Source organism: Alkalihalobacterium sp. APHAB7 (genome assembly GCF_048323755.1).
GTDB lineage: Bacteria > Bacillota > Bacilli > Bacillales > Bacillaceae_F > Alkalihalobacterium.
The window spans coordinates 24,500-40,818 of the sequence record NZ_JBLWFS010000031.1 but is presented as its reverse complement, the minus strand read 5'-3'; the positions used below and the strand labels follow the sequence as shown (position 1 = coordinate 40,818).

The following is a 16,319-nucleotide window of genomic DNA, read 5'->3' as shown; positions in this document are numbered from 1 at the left end:
TTGTAAATCCGCACGATATTACCCTATATGGGTTATTCACACAATTACTACCAACATATAATTTTTCAGTAGATCCTACAGTTCCTTTTATACCACCAGCCCCGACAGCAAACGAGGATCTTCTTACCAAGCCCTCAGCCCAACGTAATTACCGAGACGTTTATCAACAGGCATTACAACCTACATTAGATACACCTTTCTACAGGCAGCTATACTATTCACTTCATAAGCAGGTGGATGATGAAATGTATAAAGTGTTTACAGCACTTAAACAATCTATTTTCTATGAAAATACAATTGTGGTATTTACTGCAGACCATGGCAGTTTAGTTGGGGCCCATGGAGGGTTGTTTCAAAAATGGCATAATGCCTATGAGGAAGCACTTCATGTTCCACTCATTATTCACAGTCCTAAATACTTTGCTGACTGTAAACAAACGGATATGCTAACAAGTCATGTGGACATTGTTCCTACTTTATTAGGACTAGCGGACATTGATGTTCAAGAAGTCCAAGAAAAATTGAAAACAGATCATACAGAGGTCCATCCCTTAGTAGGTCGTGACCTAACTTCGTTAATTAATGGAAGTTCATATTTTACTCGAGGTGATGAGGCTCTTTACTTTATGACAGATGATGAATTTTCCAAAGGTTTAAATCAATACACCCTAACTGGCCAACCATATGAAGCAGTTAGACAGCCTAATCATTTGGAAACTGTCATCGTCAAACTACCAACAGGAGAAAATAACTCAAAGGAAATTTGGAAGTTTACTCGGTATTTCGATAATCCACAATTTTGGAGTGATCCAGGCGTTGAAGATGTTGAAACTACCCAGAAGAAAGCCACAGATATTTCTGAGGATCTTCAGGCTGCTATTTGTATCACAACCACTAAATCTCAGCCAGTGCCTGATCAATTCGAGTTATACAATATAACGCGGGATCCGTTTGAGGAAATAAACCTTGCACACCCTATACATGAAACACCTGAATCAAAAATGATTCAAAAACTTCTAACAGGTATTCTTCAAGAACAACGCAAACAAAAAAGACTCACTCCTTCATGTGGTTAATTACATGGGAAATGTGCTTGACCTCCAGCGCTGTAGTGCATTACTTCATTGGGTATCAGGTACCTTTTTCCCACCAAATCATAGATTAGCTAAATGCCAGAAACAATTGCTATCCGTCCAGAAATCATAGTTTTGAGAATCAAGATGCTATTAAAAAATTGATTGACTTTCAATAAGATCTGCCTTCTGCAAACGGTCCAGGTTAACTCTTGGATTACGTTGTTGAATCATACTACGCATTAAATAAAGTGAGATTTGGAATAACCTAATGAGTTTTAAAATGGATATTTATGTTAAAATATAATGGACTTTGTGAAATATTGTACTTAAAGTAACGAAGCAGGTTTGTGCAATAAGAAACAGATTATATATAAAGCTATTGAGTAAATTAGATTAAGAGAAAAAGTAAGGGAGAAAAAGAAAATATGTGGGAGAAGATGTTTATTGATACAGATAGAGGGAAATTTGAATTGTTTGTATCAGGTAACGGTGAACCTTTGTGCGTAACTCATTTATATAGTGCTTTTGATCAGCGTGGTAATACTTTTGCGAATCCATTTACATCATTCTATCGAGTTTACTTAATCAATCTACGTGGATGTGGTAATTCTGTCGAAGCAAAAACAGAAGAACAGTTTAGTATGTATAACTCGGTGAAGGATTTAGAAGCAATTAGAATTGCTTTAGGTTATGAGAAGTGGGGTTTTGCCGGACATTCAACAGGGGGAATGCTCGCTCTTAAATATTCTATAATGGCACCATCTTCACTAACAAAGATTGTTGCGGGCGGAGCGTCAGCAAGTAAAGAATATAGTTCAGATGTAGATTGTATATATTGTAATAAAAATCAAAACTACCCTCGTGTAATGCAGATTATTAAGCAATTAAATGATTTAACAACTACCATAGATACTCGAAAGCAGTTAAGTTATGAATGGAGTAAAATGTCTTTTTATTCTGAAGATAAACTTAAACAGGCCTTAGAATTACCCAATAGTGGTAAGACAGTAGGTGCCCGTTTAGAATATTTTATAAATACAGAAAACCCAAAATTTGATTTGAGAGAATCCCTAGTTAACGTATCAATTCCAAGTTATATTTATGCGGGCAAATACGATGCACAATGTCCCTATAAATATGGAGTAGAGATTGCCAAATTAATACCAGGTGCAAAATTTACTACTTTTGAAAGAAGTAATCACAATCCTTTTGTTGAGGAGATAGGTAAATTCAAAGAGTTTGTTAAGTCAACTTTATAGTTTCATGAACTGACGGGATGCGATAGCGTAACAACGAATATCGCTGTTCTGCTAACGAGCAGGATAGTTGAACAAGCATAGCATTAATAAAACAGCAATAAAATAATGGTAATTTTAAGGGGGAAGATGTGAAGTTTTGAGTAAGAAAAAGAGGATTTTTCTTCTAATAAGTTTAATTATTTTCTTTCTACTGTGTTTAATACTATTTAGATCGTCCTTTATTACTTCAGTCATCATAAAAGCTTATGAAAAAAACCTTGAAACAGAGGAAGTCGGAAATATTGTTTTTCAATACAAAGAGAATGAACAAGAAACAATTAACTTACTAATAGATAAGGTGTCAGAGATAAACAACTTAGGTGATGAGTGGTTCGGTGGATCAAACAACTCTACTTTAACTGTTTTTTTACCAAAAGCAGACTCTATTCTTGAGAAGATGCTAGGAAAGTCTAACGCCATATTCTTACAAAATAAAAATATAGCCATAATTAATAGTAAATTAACTGAAAATGAAATATTACACGCCTTAACCCATGAATATGCTCATTTTCATATGATGACTAATATGATTGAATTGCAAATGGAAGTTACTGATATTCCAGAATGGTTTCATGAAGGTGTAGCAGAAGCTTTTGCTCACCGTTTTGCTCCTGTCCCCTTTAACCAATCAATTAATCAATGGAATGTCATTCCTTTTTCGGAAATGAAAATTAGAAGAGGGCACGATTATTCTAGTATCGGCGAATGGTATATTATGAGTCAGTTTACAGTAGAGAGACTAATAAAAGATTATGGTGAAGGTGTAATATTAAATTTAATTCATTCTACTATGGAAACAGAAAGCTTCTCTCTTGGATTTTTCGAAACAACAGGAGAACCACTAGAAACATATCACAAAATCCTGAACCCAGATAATGAATTTATTAATCAAGTAATGCACCAAGCTCAGGAAAAAGATAATCTAATTAATTTAAAACAGTCGCTACTTGATTACGATAATGTTAATGGTCCTTATTATTATCAGGCAGATTTTGTTTACCATATTTTAGAATCGATCTACGTAGAGGAGCAAGACTGGGAAAAAGCTCTTAGTATATTAAAGAAACGGATGTATTACAATCACTCTAGTTGGATGTGGAGTAGTGCTTCTGAATACGCTCTAAAATTAAATGATAAAGAAAAAGCATTCTATTTTGCAGAAAGAGCAAAGGAAATATCTGAACAAGGAGACAGTCATTTTGATAAAATATTTAATTCCGAATAGTTAATGATTACTGTAATTCAAGACATAAGAAAAGTGATAGCTTATATTATTTATGGGTTTAAATGGTCTATTAAGGTAACGGAAGCAAGAGCGGAACAAGGAGTTGTCGATGCGGCACCTCCTATTGTTTATTGTGTTAACGAAGCAGATTAGTTAGCAGTTAGGGACGCTACTTTTATTAAATAAAAATAAAATTTATATTAAAATTAAAATTGTGATAATAAGATTATAATAATTAAATTAAAAACATTAAGGTGTTGAAAAGAATGTTGGGTATTATATTTCGAGGCATGGCGGTTGGAATAACAGAAACCGTTCCTGGTATTAGTGGCAGTACAGTTGCTATGATTTTAGGAATTTATGAACGACTAATATATTCGTTAAGTATTTTGACAACAAAACATAGAAGAGAGGCTTTACCTTTTCTATTTACATTTGGGACAGGTATGGTCATTGGATTTGCTATTTCTATCTTTATTATCAATTATTTATTAAGTTACTATCGCACACCAACGCTTATGTTTTTTATTGGTATTATTGTAGGCTTCTTGCCCTACCTTTGGAAAGAAACACTCAATCATTCTAAAAACAAAATTAAATTAAAACATTACATAATCATGTTCTTGTTTTTAAGCATTGTAGTAGTCAGTCAACCTTTAAGCGGCATAAATCAAATGGATTTAAATAATTTAGCTATTGCCGACTATATATTCTTGGCCGTTGCAGGGTTTATTGCAAGTACCGCTCTTGTTCTCCCAGGAATAAGTGGTGCTTTAATACTGATTATATTAGGTATATATGATATTGCAACAGCATCATTAATGTCCTTTGATTTGCCGATCATTTTAGCGATTGGTTCAGGTATAGTATTAGGAGTTCTTTTGACGAGTAGGCTTATTCGGTACTTATTAACAAATTATACGGTAGAAACCTATGCAGCGATGATTGGGTTAGTTAGTGGTTCAATTTATGCGCTTTGGTATCATTTAGATAGTATAGTTAGCACTTCAATTATCGTAGTGTCATTGATAACATTTTTTGGTGGTATTGCTTTTATAATTACTTTAAAGCAAACTCAAAACAATAAATTTTAGTAGTGTTACTATTTTAGGGATTAGATATTTAGTATGTGAAAAAATACACTTCAACAAACGAGGAGCGTTAGCTGAATAACTGCTATCGCTGTTCCGCTAACGAAGCAGAATTAGTGGAACAAGATGAATTAACTGGGAGGTAAAAATGAATTGTGTCAAAGTAAGTGTTCTTATAAGCATAATGTTATTTTTTCTGATGGGTTGTTCCGAAAAACAAATTAGTTTTGAAGAGCGTATCGAACATCAAATTCAGCATGCTTCTTCAGAATCAATTATTCACTACGAGGTTAAAGGTAATTACGTCTATGCTTTCTATACTGACCATGAAATGTTAAGATACCAAGCATTTAAGTTATCAGGTAAAAGTATAGACTGGGTAGATGGATCTGGAGGTTCTGATATAAAAAAGGGAGGCTTTTCAGCATCAAATAATCATGATATTCCCTTTTCCTTTTCTTACTTCACAAGTAATAATCCAGATGTAAAAGACGTGTTAGTTCATGGACAGGAAGCTAAATATATAAGGGTAAATGATACCATTTCTTTTTGGATTGCATTTACAGAAACCACGTTTGAACGAGGAGATTTTGTTGCATTATCTTATGAAGGTGATGAAGTTGATTTAGTAATACATGAATAGTAATTTGTATCTTATTCAAGTAACCCTATATTACTAACGGAAGTTTTAGTGGAAATACGGGTTGTAATTGCTACGGCCCATTTTTTACGCTCTTTATTATGGAAAAATGTATTAAACAGAGGAGTAGATTTGTTGAGCAAGGGACATTTACTAACAATTAGTGGGGGAAGGAATGGATAAAGAGATTACAATTGAAGAGTACAATCCAAATTGGACAAAACAATTTGAAAATGAAAAAGTGAGACTAAAAGAAATACTATCAGACAAGGTTATATCTATTGAACACATAGGAAGTACATCTGTTGAAGGGTTAGGGGCTAAACCTATTTTAGATATTGCTATTGGAGTAAATGACTTGGAGGTAATTAACAAAATCATTTTGCCTTTGAAACAAATAGGATATGGATTTGTTTATCATAAAGAATTTCCTGAAAGACGCTTCTTTAGAAAGGGAGAATGGAGGGCCGGTACACATCATTTGCATTTTTATCATTTTGAAGGAGAACACTGTAACAATCAAATTTTGTTCAGAGATTATTTAAGAAGTAATCCTGATGTTTCAAAAGAATATCATCATTTAAAGGTGAATTTAGCTGAAAAGTTTCGATTTGATAGAGTTTTATATACTAAAAATAAGGCTTCCTTTATCCATAGTGTACTACAAAAAGCTAAGAAAGAAGAATAATTATTTTAAATCTTTATTGTGCTAACGGAAGCTTCCTTTAACAAGGGGTGCTTTTTACTATATCAACTAAAAGGAAAATAATGTTAAACTAAAGAGCAGATTAGTTTAAGAGACGGTGTAATTTTCACCCAATTTATACGGAGGTTACTATGAAAAGAATTATTTTTTGTTTGCTTTTACTAGGAATGTTTGTAGGATGTTCTGAAAAAACAGAAACAGTAGAAAAAGAGGGATGGGAAGTAAGTTCAACTTTTAATATTCCTGTTACATTTGGAGATGGAACAGAAGGAGAATATGTTTTGGTTGGAGAGGAAGGAAGGATTGGTTTATTAATTGGCTCTGGTAAAAAGGGAGAAGCAGAAGCTCACCCAACTATTGAAGGGGAAGTTTATAAATATATGTGGCATTTCTGGGGAGAAAGAGAAGAATTGAAAGGAGCATTAAGAGTTGTTGGGATTAACGAAAAAGGAGAAGAGCATAAAGTCTTAATGGAGTCTAACAACAAAGTATGGGAGTACCGAGATATGGGGATTGTTCCTAATAATGGTGCTGATTCGCATATTCCATCAAATATTGAATTTCCAACAGCGGGATTATGGAAGCTAAATGTTTATATTGGTGATGAAATATTTGGCGAAATTATTATTGATGTTGAAGAAAGCTAAGTTCTTATTCAACTAAAGGAAGCTTTTGTTCAACAAGAGTTATCATTTATAAATGATCTTTGTTACGCAGTACAAAGATTATTTCATGCAATCCCTAAAAAGAACAGGTAGTTAGAACATAATGACCTAGTACCCGTTAAATTAACGTTCTGTTTCATTTTGTAATAGCTCATGTTATAATGAGAAGCTTAGGAAATTAGACTTTTGCTCATAATTGAACGGATGCTAAGATAAGCGTCCGCCTAGAGATAAAATACAGAGGTGTAAGAAAATGAATAAACGATGGACAATCGGTAAGATTAAAGAATTTGTTGAGAACAATTCGGAAAGTAAGTTGCTAACGACGGAATACCTTGGTTTTTCACAAAAGTTACTATTCAAATGTGCATGTGGTAGCAATTTTGAAAAGACATTTACGAAATTTAAAAATAATAACCAACGTAAATGTGACGTGTGCCAACCAGCAAAAGCATCACGCTAGACGTATAGCAAATAAACGAAGTGCTAGTTTCTATTCAATAGAAGTTGGCGCTATTTTTTTATTTCGTTAAGAGAAAGAGAACTTTTAAGATTTCTTTATTTTGTTGTGGCTAACTTAAGGAGGATGTTAATTACATCCTTTATAAACTTAAGGCTTGTAGATGAATTTAGATTATCTGTTCACCCTATTATTTTGGGAAAGGGAAAACCCTTGTTTATTGACATTAAGCAAAGGGTCAATCTAAACCTGGTTGAAACAAAAAGGTTTTCCACTGGTGTAGTTCAACTATGTTATCAGCTTAATGATTTTAATCAGTGATAATAGTGTTCTTATTGTGTGCCAAAAGTAAGGTAGCTGTGACAAAGTATCATGAAAAACAGAAGCCTGCTAAATCTGATAAAAAGCAGCAGCTTGAAAAATTACGTGCGGAGTATTTGAAAAAGAAGCATAAACAAACAGATAAATAATTTGAATGAATAAAATGCCTGTTCGATTGTATTTTGCAATCCGAACAGGCATTTATTTTATATAAATCTAAAGCAAAGGGGACGGTTCTTCTCTTGTCTATATTGTTTCTCTAAACGAAAGAAGCTCTAGAACCGTCCCTGCATCTTCCTTATTTGCACTGTCTGACAGGGGACAGTTTCAGAGTAAATGCCTTTAGATCTTTAATTTTTTACCGTTAAACGTTGTGAGAGTAAAACCCTTAAAATCCTCATTATACGTTTTCTTGTAATCACGAAGGATTCCGACCGCTATTGCTTCTCCAAGTTTTAAACCATTAATACCGCTCGTACGGAAATGTACGCCAGCAGCATCCTTCCTATTGAAATATTATAAGCCAGTTTATTTAACTCTCCTCCAATAGTAAGAGTACCTTTCATAAGGCGTTAAAGATAGCCCATCACTGCTTGCTACGACAGGATCAGGAATAACAAAACTTTCATTAAAAAATGCTTTTAGCATTGTGACCGTTGCCCCAATAAAACTAGAATGGCCTGCTGGATAGGAAGGATGGGTAGGACTGCCTTCCGGATATGCCTGTGGCAGCAGGTATGTGCCATATTTTTCGAAAATTAACGCTAATGCTTCGGAATTAAGAACCTCGGGATGGATAGGGTAATCAGCAGCACCCGTTAGTTTGTTATGAATACGTCCGCCGAATGCCTCTGGACGAAGACGCCGGTGGACAAGCCATTTTTGAAACCATGCTGCTAGTAAAGCTGGCCGAGCAGCTCTCGACACGAAATCTACAGCGTGTGGTGCACCAAATGTGGCAAATCCAACTTGGGTGTCAGAATCAAGGTAAGGAATATTTGGATCTATGACTTCAGGACCATACTTGAGCAAGATAAAAAAAGCCCCTAATGCACTTCTACAGAAGAAGAACTAAGAAGACAATATGATGCGATGGTCGAGCAGCAAATTGAAAATAATAAACAACGTGCGTTAAATAGCTTCGTTAAAAGTTTAGGGTGGATTATTATTCCTCTTCCTATCTTTATATTGTTCCAACGAAGATTAGCCAAGAGAAAGGAAGTAAATATATATAATAGAGAAACTATGAATATATGAAATGAAATACTTGAAACACACCAATTAGCACAATGATTGGTGTGTTTTTTTATTGCTGTATCCGAGTAACGGGGTCAGCTATTAGAGAGGAATTTATAAATATCAATAAAACCATAAAACCGTCAACACACTGTTTGATTAGGTTTATCCATTACCATTAATTAAAATTAAATTGTTTATGTTTTAAAGTTATATACCAATCAATAGAGGGCTATACGAATAAATCACCATTTTTTGTAAATGATATAACAAAAGGTCGATACTAAGTAGTTAAGGAAGTTATCAAACGTGAAAAATTTTAACCCTACTAATACGGAAAGACGTTTTAAAGCCCACGTTAGTGCTATTGGAACAACACAATTACATTTACGAAATCCATACATCATTGCTTGGTGGTCAGCAGCATTTCCTGGTTTTGGTCACCTTCTTTTATCTAAATACCTTAGGGGGTATGCCTTATTTCTTTGGGAAATTGTCGTTAATAACATGGCAAATATCAATCTTGCTATAGTCTATTCTTTTACTGGTAACATTAATATGGCAAAGGAAGTATTAGAACCGAGATGGATGCTCCTCTATCTCCCTGTTTACTTTTTCGGAATATGGGATAGTTACCGCACTACTGTTGATATGAACAAAGTATTTATCTTAGCCGAACGGGAAAATGCTGATTTTGCCTCTTACAATATTGGAGCTGTAGAAATAAATTATTTAGACAAAAGAAGACCTATTATGGCAGTATTATGGTCAATGTTTACCCCAGGTTTGGGACAACTGTATATTCATCGAGTTTTAACAGCAGCTTTCACTATGATTTTTATGATTGTATTTGTGTACTATTCAAATGTACTTGTTGCTATCCATTATCTTTTCATAGGAGAGATTGGACAAGCAACAGCAGTCTTAGACCCTCAATGGTTTTTATTTATTCCTTCGCACTTTGGCTTTGGAGTTTATGATTCATATGTGAATACCGTTGAAAACAATAAACTCTTTGAAAGTGAACAAAGGAAATTTTTAAAGAAGAAATATCAACACTTTCGAGTGAAAATTCCCCAAAAAGAATGAGGTGAGAGTATTGCAAGTCTTTTCAACCTTTGAACATTCCACTTATATTGAATTAGCAATTACATCCCTAGAAAAAGCCGGAATAAAGAATGAGCATATTCTCGCAGTCCCGCTCATTAATCGAGTGGAAGAAAGGAGATTGTTTGACACCCTTCACCGAGCCGATGGTGTTAGTATGTTTGATAAAGGTGCCGCAATTGGGACGGCATTTTCTGTTATTGGGGCAAGTATTGGTTTTGTATTGGAGTGGGGTCCAATATACTGGGGATTAATCGGTGGAGCCGTAGGGTTCGTTATTGGATTTATTATTGATTACATTATTTTTAAAGTTGTACATAAAAGAAGGAGAGTTCTAAAAGGAAAAAAGGCAGATGTTGTTTTAGTTGTAGAATGTCCTTCTGAACTTGTCGAGAAAGTTGAAGAGGTGCTTTGGGAACACCTTGCTTTGGGTGTAGCTAAAGTAGAAGACTAACTTGCTTCGTTAAAAGTTTAGGGTGGATTATTATTCCTCTTCCTATCTTTATATTCTTCCAACGAAGATTAGCAGAGAGAAAGGAAGTAAATATATATAATAGAGAAACTATGAATTTATGAAATGATGATAACAAGGAAATACTTGAAACACACCAATTAGCACAATGATTGGTGTGTTTTTTTATTGCTGTAATAGAGTGACGGGGTACCGTCTTATTTAGGTGGTAATAAGTAAACCTTCTAATTATCGATTTTCTGTTATTGAAGGGGAAAAGAAAAACTGTCATTAGTTACAGCGTAGTAGATTGATACTGCGCAGTAAAATGTTTTCTATAAATGATTTTCTGAATAAGAGTTAAACGAAGCAAGTTCTTATCACTAAAAAATAGTTATTTTTTTATAACGTTATGTATGATAATTTTTATGTTTAGACAAATAGGAAGAAAGGGAAGGGCATTTCTAATCGGTTTTTTATTTAAAAATGTTTTATGGTAAGATTGATTATCATAAATATCAAAGTTTGGTGATGAAATGAAAAATAAAATTGAAAAATCATTAAGCAACTTATTATTAGAATCATCTTTAGAGCACACACAGACTGCGATTATTATTACCGATGCTAATGGGGTACTAACATATGTAAACAAATACGCTAGAGAAATGTATGGGTTACCAGATGAGGATCTTACGCCTAAAGACTGGTCAAAATTCTTTACACTATTATATCCAGATGGAAAAACTCCCATTGAAGTGGTTGATCTCCCTCTCTATCGTTTATTGAATGGTGAAGCCGTTAATGATTATGAATTATGTGTAAGAACTAAAAAAGATAATAAACTTAGTTATTACTTGATAAATGGTAATCAGATAAAAGATAGAAATCATGAAGTGATCGGAACATTTCTAATTGCTGTAAATATAACTGCTCCAAAAGTACTGGAGCAAGAACTAAAAGTTACTATTGAAAACTATGATAAACTCATTGAAAATACTCCTAATCCAATCCTTATTCATAAAGATGGGAGTATTTTATTCGTAAATCCTAAAGCAGCTGAAATAATAGGTGCTAAGGATTCTAATGACATCATTGGAAAGTGTTTTTTGGATTTAATCCATTCTGATAGTAAAGAAAGTGTAATCAAAAGGATTACCCAAGTTAAAAGTGGAAAAAAATTAGAGTTTATTGAAACAAAGATTACTACATTAGATGAAGAAACAAGAATAGTGGAATCTTCAGCAATTAACGTTGTTTATCGAGGACAAGAAGCTATTATGGCTGTAGGGAAGGATGTTACGGAAAGAAATAGGATTCGAGAACAATTAGAAAAAAGTAGACAGCAATACCAATCTCTATTTGAATTTCATCCTGATGCTATTTTTGTATTTGACTTAGAAGGGAATTTTGTCAGTGCCAATGCTGCATGTTATAACTTGTCTGGATATACACCTGAACAGTTAATTGGTACTTCATTTATACCTTTATTAAGACCTGAAGATATAAACATTGTTTTAACGCATTTTCAAAAAACAATGGAGGGAGAACCCCGAAATTACGAATGTACACTCCTCGATAAAAAAGGGGATTTCATCAGCCTTAGTATAACGAATGTACCTATTGTAGTAGATGGGAAAACTGTTGGTGTTTATGGTATTGCAAAAGATTTGACCGACCAAAAGAAATTGCAAGAAAAAATTCAATATTTGGCTTATTACGATAGTCTAACCAATCTCCCTAACCGTCAATTATTAAGTGAGCGATTAAAAGAGGTTTTAACTGAATCTGAACAAAATAATCTATCTTTTGCTGTATTATTTATAGATTTAGACCGTTTCAAATTTATCAATGATACGATGGGGCACGACGTAGGAGACCAATTATTAAAGGAAGTTGCTAAAAAATTACAATTGTCGATTCGTGATCAAGACATGGTTTCTCGTTTAGGTGGAGATGAATTTATTATACTGTTAAAGAATGTGGAAAAAGAAGAAGTTAATCGCATTGCTCACAGAATAATAGCTCAGTTTAGCTCACCTTTACATTTAGTGGGTGTTGGAGATGTACTTATTACGCCTAGTATTGGAATCAGCTTATATCCAGATGATGCCAATACCATTGATGCTATGATAAAGTTTGCAGATACGGCAATGTATATGGCTAAAGCTAAAGGTAGGAATAATTTTCAATTTCATACAAGCGAAATGAGCCAAATTCTCCAACGGAAAGTTTCAATTGAGAAGAACTTACGAAATGCAACCGATAATCATGAAATGGAAATTTATTATCAACCAATTATTAATTTGGAAACTCAAGATTTGATTGGTGCAGAAGCACTACTAAGGTGGAATAATCCAGAATTAGGTGTTATATCACCAGTTGAATTCATTCCTATTGCAGAGGAAACCGGAATCATCCAAGAAATGGGTGAATGGGTCCTAAAAGAAGCTTGTCTACAAATTAAACAATGGATACATCAAGGACATAAAAATTTACAGGTAATGGTTAATATATCTATTCGTCAATTACAAAATAGAAATTTCCACCATATCGTTGAGCAGATCCTAAATGAAGTGGGTTTAGATGCAAAGCATCTTGTCCTAGAAATTACTGAAAGTATTTTGCATGATCCTCATGATTCAATTGTGGTACTTAATCAACTTAGAGAAAAAGGTGTAAAGATTGCTTTAGACGACTTTGGTACTGGATACTCTTCTTTAAGCTATTTAAAACATTTACCTATTGATCGTTTAAAGATAGACCGTTCATTCATTCAAGACTTGGCAACGAATTCAAATGCTCTTTCTATGGTTAAGAGTATCATTGATATAGGAAGAAACTTAAATTTAAGAATTATTGCTGAAGGAATAGAAACCGAGGAGCAATTTACGGTTCTTAAAGACCTGCAATGTACAAAGGGCCAAGGGTATTATATCAGTAAGCCCCTATGTCCAAAAACTTTTGAAAGAACAATACTAAAGAAATTATTATAGGACTGGGTATTTCAGTCCTTTTTTGTTTTTTATGCAGGAAGGACAACTAAAAAACGAAATCATTTATTCCGCATGTTCTCGTTTTTTTCGTGTCCATCATCTTTACAACAACATTGGTAATAGCGAGGTTCAACATATTTACCATTCCAAAAAATTTGTCTCAATCTGACGCATAAAAAAAATTTTTTTTGATTTTTTTGGTTTATAACGTTTGCGGACTCTGGAGACCCTTATTTCGATAAGAATGGACATTCTAGAGGCGTTTGGTAACTGAGGGGCCCTTATTTCCTATGAATCAAGTGAAAACTAACGCAACTTTCCAAGATAAGGGCCTATCAAGTCCTTAAGAGCGTGAAATCATTGATTTTGTCACAAATAGAGGCCTCTCAGGTCCGCATACAAAAGAGGAAGATAATTATTTTGTTAATTTAGAAGAAATGTTCGGTTTTGATGAGTTAAGTGATGACTCTATGGTTGATAAAGGATTTCTTGTATGACCATCGTCTATTTTAAAAAAATGAATACAAGAGGGGCGGTGCTCTTGCTTATATTCTTTCTCTAAACGAAAGAAGCACAAGGACCGTCCCTGTGCATCTGAGCGTGAATATAAAAACATTAAAAAGGACGAGGAGGAACCTTCTATAGGGGTTCCTCCTTTGTTGCATCTTGGACTATTCCCTTGTCATGAATTCAAGAAACAAAGGGATAGTTTTGATGGATCCTCTTGACAATTTATTTAAGTGTTATATACTCATATATATAACTATAAAACTATATATCTATAGGACATTAAAGGTTATTAAGGATAGAAGGGGGGATGGCTGTTGGCCATTTCGTTTCACGATAAGAAGCCGATTTTCATTCAAATTAAAGAGCGGATTGAAGACCAAATTGTGAAAGGGGAATTGAAGGAGCATGACCAGATTCCTTCGACGACACAAATGGTGCAATTCTATAAAGTAAATCATATTACCATTTCCAAAGGTATTAATTTACTGGTGGACGAAGAGATTATTTATAAGAAAAGAGGGGTTGGGATGTTCGTGGCCGAAGGAGCGAGAGAGAAGTTGCTGGAGAATAGGAAGCTCGTTTTTGCCGATGAATTTATCCTTCCGATGATACAAGAGGCGGAGAAATTGGGCTTATCGGAGAAGGATATCACCAACATAATCAAGCAATTGAAGGGAGAGAGATCTTAATGAACTTCGATATAGTGGCGAAAAATGTGAGTCTAAATTTTAAAGAGTTTGAGGTACTGAATGATATTTCCTTCACCCTGGAGTATGGAAAAACGTATGGTTTGCTTGGGAGAAATGGTGCTGGTAAAACCAGCTTATTATCCTTATTAGCTTCCTATCGGGAAGTTACCTCTGGATTATTGACGATTGGAGGAGAAATTCCCTTTGAAAACAGAAAAATCATGCCCCATGTAGGATTCGTGTATGAGGCGGATTATAACGATGAAGATGAAGCGGTGAAAGGATATTTTGATTTTGCAGAGCGGTACCGTCCTCATTTTGACCGGAGCTACGCGGAGGAGCTAGCCACTCGTTTTAAACTGCCCTTAGACAAACCGATTAATAAACTTTCCAAGGGGAAACAATCGGCATTGAATGCTATCCTCGGTCTCGCTAGTCGAACCCAAGTGACGATATTCGATGAAGTATATTTGGCGATGGATGCTCCCACACGTGAACTTTTTTACAAGGAAGTGATTGAGGAGCAAGCTCTTCATCCGAGGACAATGATACTCTCGACACATCTTGTGTCGGAAATGGAGTATTTGTTTGATCATGTACTGTTGCTTCACGATGGGAGATTGCTTATAGATGAGTCGTTCGATCAGTTCATTACTAGAGGGACTTCGGTTACTGGTTCCTCGAAGACAGTCGATTCGTTTGTAGCTTGTATGCAGCAGTTAAACACGAAACAGCTTGGGGATACGAAATCGGTGATGGTGTACGGGGAGATGAGTGAAGGAAAGCGTTTAGAAGGGGAGCGACTAGGGTTAGAGATTGGACCTGTCTCTCTACAAGAATTATTTATCCATTTAACAGGGGAGGAGAATTAGTTATGAGTTTGAAACGGAATTCAACTACAGCAAAAGTAGGGATAGATCTTTTTTCTATTCAAGTAAAGTGGGCTCTCTGGTTCATCGGGATTGTCTTTGTTGTTTATCTCGTCTTACCCATTTTTATCACCAACGTAGAAGAGTTTAAGATGCATTTCCTTACTTTTAGTTTTCAGCCTGCGAAAATATTTATGCTGATCATTGGAATACTATCGTGTTTTTCGTTCCTTGGATATTTTGTAGGGAATGGGATTACGAGAAAGGATTATTTTCTCGGGTCGGCTGCGGCGGCTTTTGGGGTGGCGTTTGTGATTATGCTACTTGCTAATGTGTTACAAGGATTGCTTCAGTTTGTGGGGATGTTTACTCCATATTTACCTAGCACCAATCATGGGGACAGTTGGAATATGGGGTCGGTTTGGATCGTACCATTCGTGGCTTACACCATGACGATCGTCGTTTATTATCTCGCCGGTTGGCTAATTAGCATTGGTTTTTATCGCTATGGCGGTATAGGTGGGACCCTTTGTATTATTGGTGCAATAATTTATGTAGGTGTGACGGATCTAGGGTCAAATGGGGACCGATCACTAACCTTGTTCGGGTTTATCAAAATTCCATATCCAGATTTAGGGTTGCCCCTTGCAATGGTGGTAACGGCCGTCTTAATTGTCGTCGGACTGTGGCTCCTCCGACAACTAACAAAACGCGTGCCGATTAAGTTGGATTAGTGTAGGGTGCCTGTCCCATCTCATCTAACAGTGAAATTCAAATGAACAGGTGTCAGGCATCTTAAGCGTTTCCTTATTGATGTACCAACGTTTATTCTCGAATCAAAAACCAATGGAAACACGCAAGTAACGGAAGTAAATTCTAAACAAGATACTTTAAATAGTTTTGTTAAAAGTTTAGGTTGGATTATTATCCCTCTTCCTATCTTTATATTCTTCCAACGAAGAATTAGCCAAGAGAAAGGAAA

At 34.9% G+C, this 16,319-nt stretch carries 15 protein-coding genes and 1 pseudogene; 15 read left to right on the top strand and 1 reads right to left on the bottom strand.

All coding sequences use genetic code 11. The annotated features are described in order from the left end of the window. From ACNSTQ_RS20390 to ACNSTQ_RS20350, 9 genes and pseudogenes are all read left to right on the top strand, one after another. Window positions 1–1,076, top strand: a 1,076-nt coding sequence (locus ACNSTQ_RS20390) for a sulfatase-like hydrolase/transferase (RefSeq protein ID WP_418201596.1), incomplete at its 5' end; no start/stop codon positions are given. A gap of 425 nt (window positions 1,077–1,501) precedes the next feature. Beyond that, window positions 1,502–2,335: an alpha/beta fold hydrolase gene (locus ACNSTQ_RS20385; RefSeq protein ID WP_418201595.1), complete on the top strand. Its 834-nt coding sequence runs from the start codon at window positions 1,502–1,504 to the stop codon at window positions 2,333–2,335. Between the two features lie 136 nt (window positions 2,336–2,471). Then, window positions 2,472–3,599 carry a tetratricopeptide repeat protein gene (locus ACNSTQ_RS20380; protein WP_418201594.1) on the top strand — a complete coding sequence of 376 codons (1,128 nt, stop codon included), beginning with the start codon at window positions 2,472–2,474 and terminating at the stop codon, window positions 3,597–3,599. 266 nt (window positions 3,600–3,865) lie between these two features. Then, the gene (locus ACNSTQ_RS20375) at window positions 3,866–4,693 is read left to right on the top strand and encodes a DUF368 domain-containing protein (protein WP_418201593.1); all 828 of its coding nucleotides are present in this window, start codon (window positions 3,866–3,868) and stop codon (window positions 4,691–4,693) included. A 145-nt stretch (window positions 4,694–4,838) separates the two neighbouring features. Further along, window positions 4,839–5,333, top strand: coding sequence for a hypothetical protein (locus tag ACNSTQ_RS20370; RefSeq protein ID WP_418201592.1), 495 nt, complete (start codon window positions 4,839–4,841; stop codon window positions 5,331–5,333). 172 nt (window positions 5,334–5,505) lie between these two features. Beyond that, window positions 5,506–6,018 carry a GrpB family protein gene (locus ACNSTQ_RS20365; RefSeq protein WP_418201591.1) on the top strand — a complete coding sequence of 171 codons (513 nt, stop codon included), beginning with the start codon at window positions 5,506–5,508 and terminating at the stop codon, window positions 6,016–6,018. A gap of 149 nt (window positions 6,019–6,167) precedes the next feature. Further along, window positions 6,168–6,683, top strand: coding sequence for a hypothetical protein (locus ACNSTQ_RS20360; protein WP_418201590.1), 516 nt, complete (start codon window positions 6,168–6,170; stop codon window positions 6,681–6,683). Window positions 6,684–6,954: 271 nt separating this feature from the next. Further along, the gene (locus tag ACNSTQ_RS20355; protein WP_418201589.1) at window positions 6,955–7,164 is read left to right on the top strand and encodes a hypothetical protein; all 210 of its coding nucleotides are present in this window, start codon (window positions 6,955–6,957) and stop codon (window positions 7,162–7,164) included. Between the two features lie 126 nt (window positions 7,165–7,290). Next, window positions 7,291–7,482, top strand: a pseudogene (locus tag ACNSTQ_RS20350) (dihydrofolate reductase family protein); the annotation flags it as partial. 528 nt (window positions 7,483–8,010) lie between these two features. On the opposite strand, the gene ACNSTQ_RS20345 reads toward ACNSTQ_RS20350, so the two are convergent. Next, window positions 8,011–8,514 (bottom strand): hypothetical protein, encoded by a 504-nt coding sequence (locus tag ACNSTQ_RS20345; protein WP_418201588.1) that lies wholly within the window; start codon window positions 8,512–8,514, stop codon window positions 8,011–8,013. A 513-nt stretch (window positions 8,515–9,027) separates the two neighbouring features. On the opposite strand from ACNSTQ_RS20345, the gene ACNSTQ_RS20340 reads away from it, so the two are divergent. The 6 genes from ACNSTQ_RS20340 (at window position 9,028) to ACNSTQ_RS20315 (ending at window position 16,071) form a co-directional block, all read left to right on the top strand. Then, the gene (locus ACNSTQ_RS20340) at window positions 9,028–9,807 is read left to right on the top strand and encodes a hypothetical protein (protein WP_418201587.1); all 780 of its coding nucleotides are present in this window, start codon (window positions 9,028–9,030) and stop codon (window positions 9,805–9,807) included. A gap of 1 nt (window position 9,808) precedes the next feature. Continuing rightward, a complete protein-coding gene (locus tag ACNSTQ_RS20335) occupies window positions 9,809–10,279 on the top strand; it encodes a hypothetical protein (RefSeq protein WP_418201586.1) in 471 nt (156 codons plus the stop codon). Window positions 10,280–10,812: 533 nt separating this feature from the next. Next, the gene (locus tag ACNSTQ_RS20330; protein ID WP_418201585.1) at window positions 10,813–13,269 is read left to right on the top strand and encodes an EAL domain-containing protein; all 2,457 of its coding nucleotides are present in this window, start codon (window positions 10,813–10,815) and stop codon (window positions 13,267–13,269) included. 824 nt (window positions 13,270–14,093) lie between these two features. After that, window positions 14,094–14,468, top strand: coding sequence for a GntR family transcriptional regulator (locus ACNSTQ_RS20325; protein WP_418201584.1), 375 nt, complete (start codon window positions 14,094–14,096; stop codon window positions 14,466–14,468). Further along, window positions 14,468–15,340 carry an ATP-binding cassette domain-containing protein gene (locus tag ACNSTQ_RS20320; RefSeq protein WP_418201583.1) on the top strand — a complete coding sequence of 291 codons (873 nt, stop codon included), beginning with the start codon at window positions 14,468–14,470 and terminating at the stop codon, window positions 15,338–15,340. Before ACNSTQ_RS20325 ends, ACNSTQ_RS20320 begins: the two co-directional genes overlap by 1 nt. 2 nt (window positions 15,341–15,342) lie before the next feature. Beyond that, a complete protein-coding gene (locus ACNSTQ_RS20315; RefSeq protein WP_418201582.1) occupies window positions 15,343–16,071 on the top strand; it encodes a hypothetical protein in 729 nt (242 codons plus the stop codon). The last annotated feature ends 248 nt before the right edge of the window (window positions 16,072–16,319 follow it).